Origin of the sequence: Streptomyces xantholiticus (assembly GCF_014651015.1) — a bacterium.
GTDB classification, from domain to species: domain Bacteria; phylum Actinomycetota; class Actinomycetes; order Streptomycetales; family Streptomycetaceae; genus Streptomyces; species Streptomyces xantholiticus.
The window spans coordinates 28,713-45,956 of record NZ_BMWB01000013.1 but is presented as its reverse complement, the minus strand read 5'-3'; the positions used below and the strand labels follow the sequence as shown (position 1 = coordinate 45,956).

The following is a 17,244-nucleotide window of genomic DNA, read 5'->3' as shown; positions in this document are numbered from 1 at the left end:
CCCTTTTCCTGACTGCACCTTCCATGCTTGACCGGATCAGTGTCAATGTTGATTGAATCAATATGGATAGAGTTCTGGTCATGACGGAGCAGGACGAGGTCGGAGCCCGGCTCACCACCCGCGAAGCGGCCGAGCGCCTGGGTGTGAAGCCGGAAACGGTGTACGCGTATGTGAGCCGCGGCCAACTCGCCAGCCGCCGCAGCCCCAGCGGCCGCGGCAGCACCTTCGACGCCGCCGAGGTCGACGCCCTCGCGCGCAAGGGCAGGCGGGAGGACCGGCCCGCAGGCGAACTGACCTTCCGTACGGAGATCACCCTCATCGAGAACGACCGCTACTACTTCCGCGGCGTCGACGCCGTCGCACTCGCTGAGCGCTACTCGTACGAGGAGATCGTCCGGTGGCTGCTGAGCGGCCGTCTGGAACACGGCTTCCGCTTCGTCAGCCCGACAGAACCGCTGAGGGCCGCCCGCAGCGCCGTCGACTCCCTGCCCGCCCACGCCGGGACCATGGACCGGCTGCGCGTCGCGGTCGTCGCCGCATCCGCCACCGACCCGCTCCGCTTCGACCTCGACCCCACGATGGTGGCGGGCACCGGTACCTGCCTGATCTCGACACTCGTCGACGCGCTGCCCGTGACCGGCCGGAAACACGGCGGCGACGGCCCGATCGCCTGGCGGCTGTGGCCCCGGCTGACCGGCCGGCCCGCCGACGACGCCTCACTCCGCGTGCTGGACCGGGCGCTCTGCCTGCTCATCGACCACGACCTCGCGGCGTCCACGCTCGCCGCCCGGGTCGCCGCGTCCGCCCGCGCACACCCCTATGCCGTCGTCTCCGCCGGACTTGGCGCCCTGGAAGGACCCTTGCACGGCGCCGCGAGCGGCCTCGCGCACAGGATGCTGGCCGAGGTGATCGAGCGGGGCGGAGCCACGCCGGTCGTGGCCGACCATCTGCGGGCGGGCCGGCGGATCCCCGGCCTCGGACACCGTCTCTACCCGGGCGAGGACCCCCGCGCGCAGGCGCTGTTCGCGGCCCTCGCCGATGTCCCCCGGGCACGCCCCGCGCTGGACGCCGCCCAGGACGTGATCGACACGAGCGCCCGCCACACCGCGCTGTACGCCAATGTCGACCTGGCACTCGCGGTGCTCTCCGTGTCCTCGGGGATGCCCGCCGACGCCGGCGAGACGGTGTTCGCGGTGGCACGCACGGCGGGCTGGATCGCCCACGCGCTGGAGGAGTACGCGGAGCGCCCGCTGCGGATGCGCCCCAGCGGCCGGTACCAGGGGCTGCGCCCGCCCAGGCCTCTGCCTTGAGTTCGCCAAAGCCGGACAGCCGGTACCGGTGGCGGGTCGGATGCGCCGCCACACGGCGGTATCGCGGCCGCCGCCGTTCGCCGATCCGGCCCTCGGGCTGCGGCAGCCGGGTCCGGGACGCAAGCCGTTCGCACGGGCACCACATTTCCGGAATGGAAGCCGCTCCCTTACCGTTCAGACGCATGAGTCCCGTACCGACCGGCCCCGCCCGGCGACGGCGGTTCGGCTGGCCGCAGCGGGTGTTCTCCCAGGTCCTGCTGATGCAGCTGACGATCGTCACCGGGGTCACCGCGCTGGCCACCGGCCTGTTCCTCGCGCCGCTCAGCGCCCAGCTCGACGACCAGGCGATGCGCCGCGCGCTCGCCATCGCGGAGACCACCGCGTCACCGGAGCTCGCGGAGGACCTGACCGACTCCCGGCCGGCCGCCGACGGCCCGGTTCAGGCGGAGGCAGAGCGGATCAGGCAGGCCACCGGCGCCGAGTACATCGTGGTCATGGACCACCGCGGGGTGCGCTGGTCCCACACCTCCCCCGACCGGATCGGCCGCACCGTCTCCACCGACCCGAGCGAGGCGCTGGCCGGGGAGGAAGTGATGGAGATCGACAGCGGCACGCTCGGCCGCTCCGCCCGCGGCAAGGTGCCGCTGCGAGACGCGGACGGCACGATCGTCGGCGCGGTGTCCGTCGGCATCGAGTACGACAGTGTCCGGGCCAGGCTGCTGGCGGCGATCCCGGGGCTCATCGCCTATGCCGGGGGTGCGCTGGCCGTCGGAGCGCTCGCCGCGTACCTGATCTCCCGCAGGCTCCAGCGGCAGACCCATGACCTTGCCTTCTCCGACATCTCCGCCCTCCTCGCCGAGCGCGAGGCGATGCTGCACGGCATCAGGGAAGGCGTCGTGGCCCTCGACGCCGCGAGCCGCATCCGGCTGCTCAACGACGAGGCCCAGCGGCTGCTCGGCGTGGGCCCCGAGGCCATCGGCCGGTCGCTGGACGAGGTGCTGGGCGAGGGACGCACCGGCGACGTCCTGGCGGGTCGGGTGCACGGGGACGATCTGCTGACCGTACGGGGCAGCCGGGTGCTCGTCGCCAACCGGATGCCGACCGACGACGGCGGCGCCGTCGCCACGCTCCGCGACCGCACCGAGCTCGAGCAGCTGGGCCGGGAACTGGACTCCACCCGCGGGCTGATCGACGCGCTGCGGGCCCAGGACCACGAGCACGCCAACCGGCTGCACACCCTGCTGGGTCTGCTGGAACTGGAGATGCACCGGGAGGCGGCGGAGTTCGTCACCGAAGTGGTCGGGGTGCACCGGACGACCGCCGAGCAGGTCACCGAGCGGATCCACGACCCGCTGCTCGCCGCGCTGCTGGTCGGCAAGGCGACGGTCGCCGCGGAGCGCGGGGTCTCCCTGCGCATCGCTCCCGCGACGCTGCTGCCCGATCGGCTGGTGGATCCGCGGGGACTGGTGACGGTGGTCGGCAACCTCGTGGACAACGCGCTCGACGCGGCTGCGGGCACAGAGGACCCGAGGGTCGAGGTCGAGCTGCACACGGAGGGACGCACGGTGGTGCTGCGCGTCTCGGACAGCGGCCCCGGTGTCCCGGCCGAACAGCGTGAGCTGATCTTCACGGAGGGCTGGACCACCAAGGAACTGCCCGCCCACGGCAAGCGCGGCCTGGGGCTGCCGCTGGTGCGAAGGTTCGCGGAGCGGCAGGGCGGCAGCGCGGCGGTCCGCACGTCCGCGGCCGGGGGCGCCGAGTTCAGCGTCGTGCTGCCCGATGCGCTGGCGGAGAGAGGCCCGAACGACGCGGACGCCGCATCGGCGGTGGTGGCGGACGTCGGAGGCGCCGTGGTGCCCGGCGCACAAGCGGTCCGGCAGGGCTGATGATCGACGTACTGGTCGTGGACGACGACACCCGGGTCGCGGAGATCAACGCCGCCTATGTCGCCAAGGTCGAGGGCTTCCGGGTCGTGGCGCTGGCCCATTCGGCCGCGGAGGCGCTCGCCCGGCTCGCCGAGATGCGCGTCGATCTGGTCCTGCTCGACCACTATCTGCCGGACGAGAACGGGCTGTCGGTCGTCCGCGAGCTCCGCGCTCTCGGCCACCAGACGGATGTGATCATGGTGACGGCCGCCAGGGACGTGGCCACCGTCCAGGCGGCCATGCGTCACGGCGCGCTCCAGTACCTTGTCAAGCCGTTCAACTTCGCCGGACTGCGGGCCAAGCTGGAGGCCTACGCGACGCTGCGGCGGACGCTCGACAGCGTTGGCGAGGCCGAACAGGCAGAGGTGGACAGGATCTTCGGCACTCTGTCGGCCGGTACGATCGCCCCGGAGCTGCCGAAGGGGCACTCACCGACCACCGCCGAGGTGGTGCGGCAGGTCCTGCTGGCTGCCGACGGCCCTCTCTCGGCACAGCAGATCGCGGAACTGGCGGGGGTGAGCCGGCAGACCGCCCAGCGCTATCTGAAGCTTCTTGAGCGGACGAGCAGGGTGCGGCTGACTCTCCGGTACGGCGAGACGGGCCGCCCGGAGCACCGCTATGTGTGGGTGCCGAGCACCTGAGGACCACGCGCTCCGGTCAGGTCGCCGGGCGCGGTCGGGCACTGCCCCGGTGTCAGACGGCGCCGGCTCCGGTCAGCGCCCGCACCTCGGTCTCGGCGTGCTTCGCCGGGTCCGGCGGCTCCGACGAGACGACCGTGCCGATCCAGCCGGCCAGGAAGCCGAGCGGGATGGAGACGAGTCCCGGATTCTCCAGCGGGAAGACGTGGAAGTCCACGCCGGGGAAGAGGGACTGCTCACTGCCGGAGACGACCGGGGACAGAACCACCAGCAGCACGGCCGGTACCAGCCCCCCGTAGACGGACCAGACGGCCCCACGCGTGGTGAAGTTCCGCCAGAACAGCGAGTAGAGCAGGACCGGAAGGTTGGCGGAGGCGGCGACGGCAAAGGCCAGGCCCACGAGGAAGGCGACATTCAGATCGCGTGCCAGCAGCCCTAGTGCGATCGCGACCGCGCCGATGCAGACAGCGGCCACCCGGGCCACGGCGACCTCGCCGTACGGCTGCCGGCCGGACTGGCCCCGGCTCCGCAGCGTCGCGTACAGATCGTGGGCGACGGACGCCGAGGAGGCCAGGGTGATACCCGCGACGACGGCCAGGATCGTCGCGAACGCCACGGCCGCCACGACCGCGAACAACACGGTGCCCCCGGTGGAGCCGGCTCCCCCGCCGAGGTCGAGGGCGAGCAGCGGCACGGCGGTGTTGCCGGCGGCGTTGGAGGCCCGGACCTCCTCGGTGCCGACCACGGCGGCCGCTCCGAAGCCGAGCACGATCGTCATCAGATAGAAGCTGCCGATGAGACCGATGGACCAGACGACCGAGCGGCGGGCGGCCCGCGCGGTCGGCACCGTGTAGAAGCGGGAGAGGATGTGCGGCAGCCCTGCCGTGCCGAGGACGAGCGCCAGACCGAGACTGATGAAGTCCAGGGACGCGGTCCAGTCCCCGCCGTACCTGAGGCCGGGGGCGAGGAAGTCCATGCCCTGACCGCTGCGTGCGGCAGCGGAGTTGAGCAGTCGGCCGAAGTCGCCGTGGAAACGCATCAGCACCATCACGGTCATGGCGATCGCGCCTGCCATCAGCAGCACGGCCTTCACGATCTGGATCCAGGTGGTTGCCCGCATCCCTCCCAGCGACACATAGATCACCATCAGGGCGCCGACGCCGACGACGGTCCACGAGCGCGCGGCCGCGCTCGTCCCGCCGAGCAGCAGCGCGACCAGGCTGCCGGCTCCCACCATCTGCGCCACCAGGTAGAGAACGCAGACGGTGACCGAGGAAGTTCCCGCCGCGATACGTACGGGCCGTTCCCTCATCCGCGCGGCGAGAACGTCGGCAAGGGTGAACCGGCCGCAGTTGCGGACCAGTTCAGCGACGAGCAGCAGCACGACCAGCCAGGCGACCAGGAAGCCCACGGAGTAGAGCATTCCGTCGTAGCCGTAGAGCGCGATGAGTCCGGAGATGCCGAGGAAGGAGGCGGCGGACATGTAGTCGCCGGCGATGGCGAAGCCGTTCTCCATCGGGGAGAACAGCCGCCCGCCCACGTAGAACTCCTCGGCGGAACCGTGCCTGTTGCGGCTCACCCATGTGGTGATGGCGAGAGTGACGGCGATGAACGCGCTGAACAGCAGCAGGGCGAGCGCCTGGTGATCCCCGTTCACCGCCCGACCGCCCTGGTCATCTCCTGGGTGTCCCACCGCAGGTCCAGCGCGGCCCGGTCCCGCCGCAGCCTCGCATGGCGGGCATAGGCCCAGGTCAGCAGGAACGTGGTGAGGAACTGCGCGAGACCCGCGACCATCGCCACGTTCACCGCCCCGGCGACGGGCCTCGCCATCAGCCCGGGCGCGGTCGTCGCCGCGACGACGTATGCCAGGTACCAGACGAGGAAGGCGGCGCAGGCGGGCACGACGAACCGCCGGTAGCGGGCACGCACTTCCTGGAAGGCCTCGCTGCGCTGCACCTCCAGGTAGATGTCACCGGCGCTCGGTCCGGCCGTTGGGCCGTCCCCTGTGGCGAGCGGCCTCTCGGGAGCCGGGGCTCCGGTGCCGTCCCGGTCGCTCCAGCCGGAGGCCAGCGCGTCGCACCACGGGTCATCGAGCCGCACCGGGGCGACGTCCCGGTCTTCCTGCTTCTCCACCATCGACTCTCCTTGCCGACGAACCGTTTCGGCCGCCTACCCAAGGATGGACAGAGTGGGAAGATCCCGGACTCTTCTCTCGAGGTCTTCACCCCATCAGGTGACGTTCGTCCCAGGCGGCTGCGCAAGACCCTCGCGATAGGCGTATCGGACCGCCTGGGCCCGGTCGTGGAGTCCGGCCTTGGCGAACAGGTTGTTGATGTGGGTCTTCACCGTGGCGGTGGAAATGCCGAGCCGCCCCGCGATGTCGGCGTTGCCCAGGCCCTCGGCGATCAGCGTGAGCACCTCGCCCTCGCGTGCGGTCAGTCCGGCGGGAAGCCTCGGACCGGACGGAGCCGGCTCCGCCGTGACCTGTTCGAGGAGCCGGCGCTGGACCACCGGGGACAGCCCGGCCCGCCCGGCGACGACCTGCTGGATCGCCCGGACGATCTCGTCCCCGTCGGCGTCCTTGGTGAGGTAGCCCCGTGCCCCGGCCCGCAGCGCGGGGAAGAGCGAGTCGTCGTCCGCGTAGGTGGTGAGCACGACGACCTGGGTGGCGGGGTGCTCCTCGCGGATCAGGCGGGTCGCCTCGACCACGTCGACGCGTGGCATCCGCAGGTCCATCAGGACGACGTCGGGGGCGAGTTCGGCCACGAGCGCCACCGCCTCCGCCCCGTCCTTCGCGGAGCCGACGACCTCGATGCCGGGCAGGAGTCCCAGCGGCATCACGATGCCCTCGCGTACCACCGCCTGGTCGTCGGCGACGACGACCCGGGCCACCTCCCCGGTCACGCCGGCACCCGCAGCCGCACCGCGAACCCCTTCCCCTCCGGTCCCGCTTCGAGCGTGCCGCCGAGCAGTTCCGCGCGCTCCCGCATCCCGAGCAGACCGTACCCGGCACCGGACACCGTGAGGTCACCGGCCTTCCCCCGGCCGCCGAAATCCCGGATCTCCAGGGAGACTTCGTCCGTGAGGTAGCCGAGCACCAGACGCACCTCGGCCCCTGGCGCGTGCTTGCGCACATTGGTCAGAGCTTCCTGCGCCACCCGGCGTACGGCCTGCGACGCCTCGGCCGGAAGCTGCCGTCGCTCACCGGAAACCTCCGTCCGTGCGCCGTCGTTCGCGGCCAGTTCGCGCAGATAGTCCTCGACCGGCGTCATCTCACCCCTCAGTGCCGACAGGGCCTGCCGTGTCTCCGCGAGCCCCTCCCTGGCCATACCGCGCGCCGCCACCACCCGCTCCAGGATCTGGTCCCGGAAGGCTCCTTCGGGTCCCCGCTCGATCTGCAGCCTGGCCGCCTCCAGATGCACAAGCTGCGCCGACAGGCTGTGCGCGAGTACGTCGTGGATCTCGCGTGCGATGCGGGCCCGCTCGGCGAGTGCGGCCGACACCGCCTCAGCCTCGCGAGCGGCCCGTTCCTGGGCGAGGAGCCGGAAACCCGCCCCACGGGCCTCCGCGTCCAGGCGCAGCGCATAGCCGCCGAGCGAGACCGAGGCGAGGGTGAGCCCGGCCCCCCAGTCGCTGTCGTCCACAAGCGCGAACCGCGGCATGATGACGGCGACGACCGCCAGGGCCACAGCGAGCGGCAGCCGCTCCATGGACATGACGCACGCACCGATCCACAGCACCACCGCCGCGACGGTCGCCCCGACAAGGCAGGCACCCCATCCGACGGCCGCGAACACGGCGATCAGCGCCAGCGGCGGCAGCGCGGCGCCCCAGCCGCGGAAGACGTCCGAGGAGTAGGCACTGGCGACGGCCCATGTGGACAGCGCGGCGAGCAGGGCGATGTCGAGCGCCATGCGGGCCCTTGGGACGCCGATACGGGACAGGGCCTCCCGTGTGGGCCACTGGGTCCACTTGCCGGCACGCACATCCGCCTCTCAGTCCCGGCCGATGCTACGGAGGACGGCGGCGCGGCGGATCGGACCGGGGGTGGAGACGTCGTCTCCACCCCCGGGTGGGCACGGCCGGCCCGCCGGCCGTCAGGCGTCGATGCGCGAGCGGTCCATGGTGGCCGCCGAGCTGGTGATGAACTCCTTGCGGGGCGCGACCTCGTTGCCCATGAGCAGGTCGAAGACCTGCTCGGCGGCCTCCAGGTCCCCGATGTTGATCCGGCGCAGCGTGCGGTGGCGCGGATCCATCGTGGTCTCCGCCAACTGGTCGGCGTCCATCTCTCCCAGGCCCTTGTAGCGCTGGATGGAGTCCTTGAAACGGACCCCCTTGCGCTGGAACTCCAGCAGGGTCTGCCGCAGTTCGTTGTCCGAGTACGTGTAGACGTACTTGTCCTGGCCCTTCTTGGGCTGGATCAGCTCGATCCGGTGCAGCGGCGGAACGGCCGCGAAGACCCGGCCGGCCTCCACCATGGGCCGCATGTAGCGCTGGAAGAGCGTGAGCAGCAGGATGCGGATGTGGGCACCGTCGACGTCGGCGTCGACGAGCAGAACGATCTTTCCGTACCGGGCGGCGTCGATGTCGAACGTCCGGCCGGATCCTGCTCCTATGACCTGGATGATCGCACCGCACTCCGCGTTCTTCAGCATGTCGGAGACGGACGCCTTCTGGACGTTGAGGATCTTGCCCCGGATCGGCAGCAGCGCCTGGAACTCGCTGTTGCGCGCGAGCTTGGCGGTGCCGAGCGCCGAGTCCCCCTCGACGATGAACAGTTCGCTGCGCTCCACGTCGTCGCTGCGGCAGTCGGCGAGCTTGGCGGGCAGCGACGACGACTCAAGGGCCGTCTTCCTGCGCTGGGCCTCCTTGTGCTGGCGGGCCGCGATGCGCGTACGGGCGGCCGCGACGGCCTTCTCCAGCACCGCACGGGCCTGGGCCTTGGCGTCCCGCTTGGTGGACGTCAGGAACGCCTTGAGCTCCTTGGCCACGACGGCTGCGACGATCCTGTTGGCCGCCGAGGTGCCGAGGACCTCCTTGGTCTGGCCCTCGAACTGCGGCTCCGCCAGGCGGACGGTGACGACGGCGGTGAGACCCTCCAGGGCGTCGTCCTTGACGACGTCGTCCTCGGCGACACGCAGCATCTTTGCGGACCGCAGCGCCTCGTTCACCGTCTTGGTCACGGAGCGTTCGAAGCCGCTCACATGAGTGCCGCCCTTGGGTGTGGCGATGATGTTGACGAACGATTTGACCGTCGTGTCGTACCCGGTGCCCCAGCGCAGCGCGATGTCGACACCGAGTTCCCGGGTGACCTCGGTGGGTGTCATGTGGCCGCGGTCGTCGAGGACGGGGACGGTCTCCTTGAACGTGCCGTGGCCGGTGAGCCGCAGCACGTCGCAGACGGCCTTGTCCTGGGCCAGGTATTCGCAGAACTCGCTGATGCCGCCGTCGAAGCGGAAGGTCTCGACGCTCTTACCGCCGTCGCCCCCTCCGGCCTGGCCCCGCTCGTCATGGACGACGATGGTCAGGCCGGGGACGAGGAAAGCGGTCTGGCGGGCGCGCTGGTGCAGCGTCTCCAGGGAGAGCTTGGCGTCCTTGAGGAAGATCTGCCGGTCGGCCCAGTACCGCACGCGGGTACCGGTCCTGGCCCTGGGCACGCGCTTGCCCTTGAGCAGCCCGTTCGCCGGGTCGAAGGGGGCGTCGGGTCCTGACTCGGTGAACATGCCGGGCACGCCGCGCCGGAAGCTGATGCCGTGGGTGGCGCCTCCGCGGTCCACCTCGACGTCGAGGCGGGCGGAGAGCGCGTTCACCACCGAGGCGCCGACGCCGTGCAGACCGCCGGACGCCGCGTAGGAACCGCCGCCGAACTTGCCGCCGGCGTGCAGCTTGGTCATCACGACCTCGACACCGGAGAGCCCCGTCTTGGGCTCCACGTCCACGGGGATGCCGCGACCGTTGTCCCTGACCTCGACCGAGCCGTCCTCATGGAGGATCACCTCGATGTGATCGCAGTGGCCGCCGAGGGCCTCGTCCACCGAGTTGTCGATGATCTCCCAGAGGCAGTGCATCAGGCCGCGGCTGTCGGTCGAGCCGATATACATGCCAGGCCGTTTACGGACCGCCTCGAGCCCCTCCAGAACGAGCAGGTGCCGCGCGGTGTAGTTGGAGCCGTCACGGTCTGCTGTCAGCAGCGCTGTGGATGGCACGGACGATTCGGCGGTCACGCGGTTCGCTCCTCGCTGAATTTCAGATGTGGCCAAGTGGGGTAAAGGCCCGGCGTCGGTCGCCGGTCAGAGCGTACAGAGGCCTGGTAGAGCCGATGTAACGCCACCCACCTGATTTCTTATGCTAGTGCAGTTTCGCATATGTGTTCGATCGCTCGATGGAGTGACGTGCACATCACGTTCCCTTCCAGGCATGAACCATTTAGGCTCCGGGCACGTCCTCATGAACAACCGGCAACCCAGCCGGGAGGGCCAAACGAGACAAGCAACGCGAAATCCGTAGAGCGAAGCAATACGGCTCATTCGCCGCCAACCGGCAGCAGACAGCCACCTTGGGAAAAAGTTTCGAGGAAATGCCACGAGCGGGAACGTTTTCGGCCTGGTTGGATGTTGACCCTGGTACGACAGCTCGTCGAGCTAGAGAAGAGGCGACGTGACTACTGTTCTGACCCCCGCGAGCCCGCTGACGGCCGCTGACCGCTGCGATCGTTGCGGCGCCCAGGCTTATCTGCGCGTCGTACTGATCAGTGGTGGTGAACTGCTCTTCTGCGCCCACCACGGGCGCAAGTTCGAGCCGGAACTCAAGAAGATCGCCGCGGAAATACAGGATGAGACGGACCGCCTGACGGCCGTGCCGGCCGGCGCCGGTGAAGAGGACCGCTGACGCCTCACATCCCGACGAGCCAAGGGCCGGTCCAGGGACCGGCTGACGGGCGGCTCCCCCGACCACCGGGGGAAGCCGCCCGCTCTCGTTCCGTCACCGTCCTCGCTGAGCCGACCGGCCCGGCCGGTCAGTCCGCTGCCCCCGGCAAGGGCGGTGCGACCGCGGAGACCCTCGTGTAGACACCCGGCCCGTCCGGCCGTCCGCAGCCGCTGCCCCAGGAGACCAGGCCGATCAGCCTCCCCTCGGCGATCAGCGGCCCCCCGCTGTCCCCCTGGCAGGCGTCGTGCCCGCCCTGCGGATCTCCGGCGCACAGCATGGTGGACCGCTGGTACCTGCTGCTCTGCCCGCCGGGATAGGCGTTCGCGCACGTCGCGTCCGGGAGCACGGACACCCGTGCCGCCCGCAGGGACGGCGAGTAGCTGCCGTCACCTTTCGTGTCGCCCCAGCCGTAGACCGTAGCGGCCGTCCCGACCTTGTACGCCGGGTCCCCCGCCCCGGCCACCGGGAGCACATGGTCCTTCGGCAGGGCCTCTGCGAGCGTCAGGAGCGCCACGTCGGCGCTGTTGGTCACGGGCTCGTACTTCGGCGAGACCCACGTTTCCCGCACCGGGACCTCCCGCCCGCCGTCACCCACGAGCTTCGAGCGGCCCGCGATGATGTGCAGGTCGCGCACCGATGCGGCCTCCTTCCCCAGAACGGCGGTGCTCAGGCAGTGGGCGGCGGTCATCACCTTGGTCGGCGCCACGACCACGCCACCGCAGAACTGCCCGCTGCGCACTGGGCCGAACCGGTCACGGCTGGCCAGTGCGACAACCCATGGGCTCTCGCCGGCACGAACCTCGTACCCGCCGATGACCACGCTGTCCGCGTCGGCGGACGGGGGCATCGCCAGTGGTGTCACGACCGCTGCGGCGATCAGGGCCGACACCTGGGCCAGACCTCGGGCAGTGGGGCGACGCATATGGCCTCCTGACTCTGCGTGAATCCGATACCACTCAGAGTCGCCCAATCGGCTGCCCTGCGCACGTGCGCGACATGGTGAAGGGCCCGACTCCCCAGGGGGAATCGGGCCCTTCACCGCCGCCGGCCCTGCGGCGGTGAGTGCTCGAACGGCTGCGGCCTAGTCGAGGTAGTCGCGCAGCACCTGCGAACGCGACGGGTGGCGCAGCTTCGACATCGTCTTGGACTCGATCTGCCGGATGCGCTCACGCGTCACTCCGTAGACCTTGCCGATCTCGTCCAAGGTCTTCGGCTGACCGTCGGTGAGCCCGAAGCGCATGGACACCACGCCCGCCTCACGCTCGGACAGGGTGTCGAGCACCGAGTGGAGCTGCTCCTGCAGAAGCGTGAAGCTCACCGCGTCGGCCGGGACGACGGCCTCCGAGTCCTCGATGAGGTCACCGAACTCGCTGTCGCCGTCCTCGCCGAGCGGGGTGTGCAGCGAGATGGGCTCGCGGCCGTACTTCTGGACCTCGATGACCTTCTCGGGGGTCATGTCGAGCTCCTTGGCCAGCTCCTCCGGAGTGGGTTCGCGACCCAGGTCCTGGAGCATCTGGCGCTGGACGCGCGCGAGCTTGTTGATGACCTCGACCATGTGCACCGGGATACGGATGGTGCGGGCCTGGTCGGCCATGGCGCGAGTGATCGCCTGACGGATCCACCAGGTGGCGTACGTGGAGAACTTGTAGCCCTTGGTGTAGTCGAACTTCTCGACCGCGCGGATCAGACCGAGGTTGCCCTCCTGGATCAGGTCCAGGAAGAGCATGCCGCGGCCGGTGTAGCGCTTGGCCAGCGAGACGACCAGTCGGAGGTTGGCCTCGAGCAGGTGGTTCTTGGCGCGGCGGCCGTCCTCGGCGATGATCTCCAGCTCGCGCTTGAGCTTCGGCGCCAGCTTGTCCGAGTTCGCCAGCTTGTCCTCGGCGAACAGGCCGGCCTCGATGCGCTTGGCGAGCTCGACCTCCTGCTCGGCGTTGAGCAGGGGGACCTTGCCGATCTGCTTCAGATAGTCCTTGACCGGGTCGGCGGTGGCGCCTGCGACGGCGACCTGCTGCGCGGGCGCGTCGTCCTCGTCGTCGTCGGAGAGGACGAAGCCCTTGCTCTCGCCTTCGGTCTCTTCCTCGTCACCCTTGCCGCCGGGCTGGACCTCGTCGAGCAGCTCCTCGCCCTCGGCGGCCTCGTCGGTGTCCTTCTTGCCGGCGGTCTTCTTGGCCGTCGTCTTCTTGGCGGCGGTCTTCTTCACCGCCGTCTTCTTGGCCGTCGTCTTCTTGGCGGCCGCCTTCTTCGCAGGCGCGGCCTCCGCGGATTCCTCGGCCGGGACCTCGACGGTCTCGGCCGCCGGGGTCGCGGTGGCCGCGACAGTCTTCGCCGTGGCGGTCTTGGCCGCGACGGTCTTGGTGGCGGTGCGCTTGACCGGGCTCTTCGCTGCGACGCTCTTGCGGGCGCGCTTCGGCGACTCCGCTGCACTGACCATCAGCGTCACACCCTCTTCCTCGAGGATCTGGTTGAGGCTGCGCAGAACATTCTTCCACTGGGTTGGCGGAATCTGGTCAGCCTCGAAGGCCCGACGCACGTCATCGCCGGCGATCTGCCCATCAGCCTTTCCCCGCTCGATGAGCGCCATCACAGACTCGGACTCGGCGATCTCCGGCGGGAGCGTACGGGATGTGCTGGCCGACACGAACAACCTCTCGGAACGATGGAAACGGCTTCCGGCCCCGCCCATGATCGGGCCGAAGCCGACGACCACCGGGCTGCGGATGTGCCGGTGGCGCGGGCGGAACCCAGGAGCTGTCACAGCGCCGTGCATGGCGGCTGTATTCCCTCCTCGGCTGTCACCTCTTAGGTCATCGCGCTGTTTCGAGGAGTGTTACGCCCAATCCACGTGGCCCGAGTCACACCCCAAAAGCCGCCGAACGGTCATAGCGGGGCATGCAGGGCGCAACGTGTCGCCGGATCCCCTCGAATCCGGCGACACGAGATCCGAACGCCTGCGCACCCCGACCGCCGCTGCTGTCAGTGCTCACGCGGCGCGGGGACCACTCGCTCCACTTCCGGATGAACCGTGAGCAGCTGACGCATGGCCGATTCGGCAGCCTGCCCGTCGCCCGAGGCGAGGGCGTCGGCGATACGGGCGTGGTGCGTCAGGGACGCCTCGGTCGGGCGGTCACAGCCGGTGACCGGGCCCCCGGACACCTGGAGCGCCGCTGAGACGATTCCCGCCAGGTGCTCCAGCATGCGGTTGCCGGCGAGCTGGATGAGCAGGGAGTGGAATTCGGCGTCGGCACGCGAGAAGGTGAGCACGTCACCCTGGGTCAGGGAGTGGCCCATGATCTCGACCATGTCACCCAGACGCTGCTGGACGTCCTCACGGCCGTGACCGGCGGCGAGCCGGGCGGCCAGCGGCTCGATCGTCCAGCGCAGCTCGCTCAGCTCCCGGCGCTGGTCCTCTCGCTGCGGGCCGAAGGCTCGCCACTCGATGATGTCGGGGTCCAGGAGGTTCCAGTCGCTGACAGGCCGGACGCGGGTGCCGACGTTGGGCCGGGCACTGACCAGCCCCTTGGCCTCGAGGACCCGGAGCGACTCCCGCACCACGGTCCGGGAGACCTCGAAGCGCTGGCCGATCTCCTCGGGTACGAGCGGGCGGTCGGCCCCGAGGTCGCCGGAGACGATCATCTGGCCGAGTTGCTGGACGAGTTGGCCGTGCAGGCCACGGCCGCGGCTGCCCGCCGCGCGGCGGCCGACCCGGCCCAACTCGGCGTCGGAACCGTCCCACGAGGGAGGGCCTACACGCTCGGTCGCAGGCGTCCCCCCGTAGCTGTAACGGTCGAGATCGCCCGGACCGGCAAGGCCGTTCTCGGTGGGGCGGGCGGCGGTCATCATGGTGTGCGCAAGGGTACTCACGCATCCTTTGTCGGCTCGGCTTCCGGGCCCCTTGAGGTCTTTGGTGAAAAGCACACGAAAGGGTGATCGGCGCTCACCCCTCAATTGACGACTTATCGTAAGTAAACAGACATTTCCCAAGGGATTGCGGGTAGTTCACGGACAGACGCCCGCCCCTCGGTCACCAAGGGGCCTCGCCGCGAAGGCCGGTATTCGCGGGCACGGATCAGCGCCTTCAGCGACAACAGCATCGCGGCACCCACGGGTTGCGCGAGCAGCCGTCCCGCGGCGGGCAGCCGGCGATCCCCCTGCTGCGGAACCTCGGCCCCGGCCAGTTCAGGGAGCCTGCCATGGAGCCCTGCGATCGAGCGGGCCGCCGGTACGAGGAGCGCCTGGTGCACGAGCGGCACGACCCGAACCGGTGCGGCCGGAACCGACGCGGTGGGCACCGCGGCGACGCCGGCCGCCACGACCCGGAAGGCGCCGGCGGCCGGCAGGGCGGACCAGTCACAGCCGACACGGAGCCCTCCCCAACAGGCCACCGACGCGGACCAATTGCTGGGCACCGCCGCGAAGTCCGGCCCGTGCGCGAGGCGCAGCGCGTGAAAGCCGACAGCCTGCACGAGACCCGCGAGGACCAGGGCGGCCGTGGCGCCGCACCGAGCTTGGCCAGGAACAGTGCCGGACGGCGCGGGACCGTGCCCCGCGCAGCGGTGAGGGCGGCTACGGATACGAGGTCGCGGTACTCCTCGCCGAAGGCGAGCGCACCGATCGGTCCGGCACCGTAGGCCGCCGGAGGCAGCCGCAGGCACTCGAGCCAGGCGACGAGGCTCCGGTGGGCAGGAGTGCGGCCGCGCCGGCGAGCAGCACGCACAGGGCGAGCGCGGCAGCGATCGCCGCGAGGGCGATCAGCTGGGCGAGCGGACGCCGAGGCGGCGGATCTCGTGGCCGGCGTCATGGGCGCTGTGCATGGGGCGCCGGTTTCGGAGGGCGGCAGACAGTGACGGCCGGCTTCGGGGCGGCGGGCGCGGGCGCCGGATCCGGGATGGGCGCCGGGTCCCGTCGCCCGGCTCGCCGCCCGTCCGGCGCCGAGGTCCGGCCCCGCGCGGCGTCGGTGGACTTGGTGCAAGGGCGGAAGCACCGGGGTCAGGACTCGACCGAGGTATGGGCGCCTGTGAAAATCAAACTTCGGGCCGCAGCATCGGCGGGTTCAGCACCGTGGCACCACCGGCCCGGAAGAGCTGTGCGGGACGGCCGCCCTGCCGAGTGGTCGTGCCTCCGGCCGGAACCAGGAAGCCCGGGGTGCCAGTCACCTTGCGATGGAAGTTACGGGGGTCCAGGGCGACGCCCCACACCGCTTCGTACACCCGCCGCAGCTCTCCCACCGTGAACTCCGGCGGGCAGAACGCGGTGGCCAGCGAGGAGTACTCGATCTTGGAGCGGGCGCGCTCCACCCCGTCCGCAAGGATCAGCGCGTGGTCGAAGGCGAGCGGCGCCTGCTGTTCGTCATCGCGTGCGAAGGCGCGGTCGTGGGCGAGGAGCTCCTCGACCGGCGCCCAGCGGGCGCTGTTGGCGTCGCCACCCGCGCGGGGCGCCGGCAGATCGGGAGCGAGCACGAGATGAGCGACGCTCACCACCCGCATGCGGGGATCACGCTTCGGGTCGCCGTAGGTGGCGAGCTGTTCCAGGTGGGCGCCGCCCGCTGCGCCGGGTGAGGCCGGGTCGTGCGCGCACAGGCCCGTCTCCTCGGACAGCTCGCGCGCCGCGGCCGACGCCAGGTCCTCGTCGCCCCTGACAAATCCGCCGGGCAGCGCCCACCTGCCCTGGAACGGCGGCTCGCCGCGGCGCACGACCAGCGCGCAGAGCGCGTGCCGACGCACGGTGAGCACGACCAGGTCGACGGTGACGGCGAAGGGCGGGAAGGCCGACGGGTCGTAGGGCGACATGCGGACGATCATAGTCGTCTGCCTGACGATAAACACAGTCCTTCGCCACCTGCGTGGCTGGTTTCCTCACCCGGTTCCGAGGGCCTTCCACCTTCCGCTCACACGACCAACTGGAGACCGGCCGCGGCCTGCTCGACCACGACCAGCCGGGCGGCTGATGCGCACCGCGTAGGGCCGCCCGCCGCGGACAGCCCCGAGAGCCGGAGAGCACCGAGTAGGGACGCACCGAGGGCACGCAGGGCGACCGTCCCGCCGGGAGCGTCGGGCCGGGGGCCGACGAGCGTCATGAGCGACTGGATCCCCGAGCGTCGTCAGCGGCCGGGTCCCCTGGGCCGCCGACAGGGCGGCGGTCGGCACGCCGCCGGATGCGGCCTCGGGATGCCGTCGGACGTGCGCTGCTGCCCCACATCTCCGGCAGCCGGTGTCCGAACGCGGCCAGGCGTCGAGCAGGGCGGGGAGCAGAGATGAGACCGCCTTCTCGTGTCGCGCCACGGAGAGGCCCGTGACGGCGACCACGGTCTCGTGCACCCGCACCGCTCCGGAGCGGTGGCCGAACGGGTTGTGCCCCTGCTTGGGTCCGCCTCCGCCAGGCGCCGGCGCCACGCCTCCGCCGGCACCAAAGGGAAAGCGAGGGTGGCGCGAAACCCGTGCAGCTCGG

Annotated in this window: 14 protein-coding genes; 4 read left to right on the top strand and 10 right to left on the bottom strand. The window is 70.7% G+C overall.

Annotated elements, in window-relative coordinates:
• Nucleotides 1–80 precede the first annotated feature (80 nt).
• The 3 genes from IE198_RS19790 (at nt 81) to IE198_RS19780 (ending at nt 3,876) form a co-directional block, all read left to right on the top strand.
• The gene (locus IE198_RS19790) at nt 81–1,310 is read left to right on the top strand and encodes a citrate synthase (RefSeq protein ID WP_189888417.1); all 1,230 of its coding nucleotides are present in this window, start codon (nt 81–83) and stop codon (nt 1,308–1,310) included.
• A 182-nt stretch (nt 1,311–1,492) separates the two neighbouring features.
• Nucleotides 1,493–3,196, top strand: coding sequence for an ATP-binding protein (locus IE198_RS19785; RefSeq protein ID WP_189888415.1), 1,704 nt, complete (start codon nt 1,493–1,495; stop codon nt 3,194–3,196).
• Entirely contained in the window at nt 3,196–3,876 is a 681-nt protein-coding gene (locus tag IE198_RS19780) for a response regulator (protein ID WP_189888413.1), read from the top strand. The genes IE198_RS19785 and IE198_RS19780 overlap by 1 nt, the downstream gene beginning before the upstream one ends.
• Nucleotides 3,877–3,928: 52 nt before the next feature.
• Here IE198_RS19780 and IE198_RS19775 read toward each other — a convergent pair whose 3' ends face one another.
• The 5 genes from IE198_RS19775 to IE198_RS19755 all read right to left on the bottom strand — a co-directional run bounded on the left by IE198_RS19775 (nt 3,929) and on the right by IE198_RS19755 (nt 10,097).
• Complete coding sequence (locus tag IE198_RS19775; protein WP_189888411.1) at nt 3,929–5,530, bottom strand: monocarboxylic acid transporter; 1,602 nt, start codon at nt 5,528–5,530, stop codon at nt 3,929–3,931.
• Nucleotides 5,527–5,973 (bottom strand): DUF485 domain-containing protein, encoded by a 447-nt coding sequence (locus tag IE198_RS19770; RefSeq protein ID WP_189888626.1) that lies wholly within the window; start codon nt 5,971–5,973, stop codon nt 5,527–5,529. Before IE198_RS19770 ends, IE198_RS19775 begins: the two co-directional genes overlap by 4 nt.
• A gap of 129 nt (nt 5,974–6,102) precedes the next feature.
• Nucleotides 6,103–6,777 carry a response regulator gene (locus IE198_RS19765; protein ID WP_268246488.1) on the bottom strand — a complete coding sequence of 225 codons (675 nt, stop codon included), beginning with the start codon at nt 6,775–6,777 and terminating at the stop codon, nt 6,103–6,105.
• Entirely contained in the window at nt 6,774–7,859 is a 1,086-nt protein-coding gene (locus IE198_RS19760; protein WP_229834119.1) for a sensor histidine kinase, read from the bottom strand. The genes IE198_RS19765 and IE198_RS19760 overlap by 4 nt, the downstream gene beginning before the upstream one ends.
• A 111-nt stretch (nt 7,860–7,970) precedes the next feature.
• The gene (locus IE198_RS19755) at nt 7,971–10,097 is read right to left on the bottom strand and encodes a DNA gyrase/topoisomerase IV subunit B (protein WP_189888409.1); all 2,127 of its coding nucleotides are present in this window, start codon (nt 10,095–10,097) and stop codon (nt 7,971–7,973) included.
• A 433-nt stretch (nt 10,098–10,530) separates the two neighbouring features.
• On the opposite strand from IE198_RS19755, the gene IE198_RS19750 reads away from it, so the two are divergent.
• Nucleotides 10,531–10,761: a DUF7455 domain-containing protein gene (locus IE198_RS19750; protein WP_189888407.1), complete on the top strand. Its 231-nt coding sequence runs from the start codon at nt 10,531–10,533 to the stop codon at nt 10,759–10,761.
• Between the two features lie 127 nt (nt 10,762–10,888).
• Here the strand turns inward: IE198_RS19750 and IE198_RS19745 are convergent, their stop codons facing one another.
• The 5 genes from IE198_RS19745 to IE198_RS19725 all read right to left on the bottom strand — a co-directional run bounded on the left by IE198_RS19745 (nt 10,889) and on the right by IE198_RS19725 (nt 16,873).
• Complete coding sequence (locus IE198_RS19745) at nt 10,889–11,722, bottom strand: S1 family peptidase (protein WP_189888405.1); 834 nt, start codon at nt 11,720–11,722, stop codon at nt 10,889–10,891.
• Between the two features lie 159 nt (nt 11,723–11,881).
• Nucleotides 11,882–13,438: an RNA polymerase sigma factor gene (locus IE198_RS19740; protein ID WP_189888403.1), complete on the bottom strand. Its 1,557-nt coding sequence runs from the start codon at nt 13,436–13,438 to the stop codon at nt 11,882–11,884.
• Nucleotides 13,439–13,773: 335 nt separating this feature from the next.
• Nucleotides 13,774–14,661 (bottom strand): FadR/GntR family transcriptional regulator, encoded by an 888-nt coding sequence (locus IE198_RS19735; protein WP_189888401.1) that lies wholly within the window; start codon nt 14,659–14,661, stop codon nt 13,774–13,776.
• A 1,160-nt stretch (nt 14,662–15,821) separates the two neighbouring features.
• Nucleotides 15,822–16,586: an NUDIX hydrolase gene (locus IE198_RS19730; protein WP_189888399.1), complete on the bottom strand. Its 765-nt coding sequence runs from the start codon at nt 16,584–16,586 to the stop codon at nt 15,822–15,824.
• 98 nt (nt 16,587–16,684) lie between these two features.
• On the bottom strand, nt 16,685–16,873 hold the full coding sequence (locus IE198_RS19725; RefSeq protein WP_189888397.1) for a hypothetical protein: 189 nt from the start codon (nt 16,871–16,873) through the stop codon (nt 16,685–16,687).
• Nucleotides 16,874–17,244 lie beyond the last annotated feature (371 nt).

What these genes read in the sequence shown, in the direction of transcription:
- IE198_RS19790 (WP_189888417.1), top strand. Translation starts at nt 81, where the DNA reads ATGACGGAGCAGGACGAGGTCGGAGCCCGGCTCACCACCCGCGAAGCG.
- IE198_RS19730 (WP_189888399.1), bottom strand. Translation starts at nt 16,586, where the DNA reads ATGTCGCCCTACGACCCGTCGGCCTTCCCGCCCTTCGCCGTCACCGTC.
- IE198_RS19780 (WP_189888413.1), top strand. Translation starts at nt 3,196, where the DNA reads ATGATCGACGTACTGGTCGTGGACGACGACACCCGGGTCGCGGAGATC.
- IE198_RS19725 (WP_189888397.1), bottom strand. Translation starts at nt 16,873, where the DNA reads ATGACGCTCGTCGGCCCCCGGCCCGACGCTCCCGGCGGGACGGTCGCC.
- IE198_RS19745 (WP_189888405.1), bottom strand. Translation starts at nt 11,722, where the DNA reads ATGCGTCGCCCCACTGCCCGAGGTCTGGCCCAGGTGTCGGCCCTGATC.
- IE198_RS19785 (WP_189888415.1), top strand. Translation starts at nt 1,493, where the DNA reads ATGAGTCCCGTACCGACCGGCCCCGCCCGGCGACGGCGGTTCGGCTGG.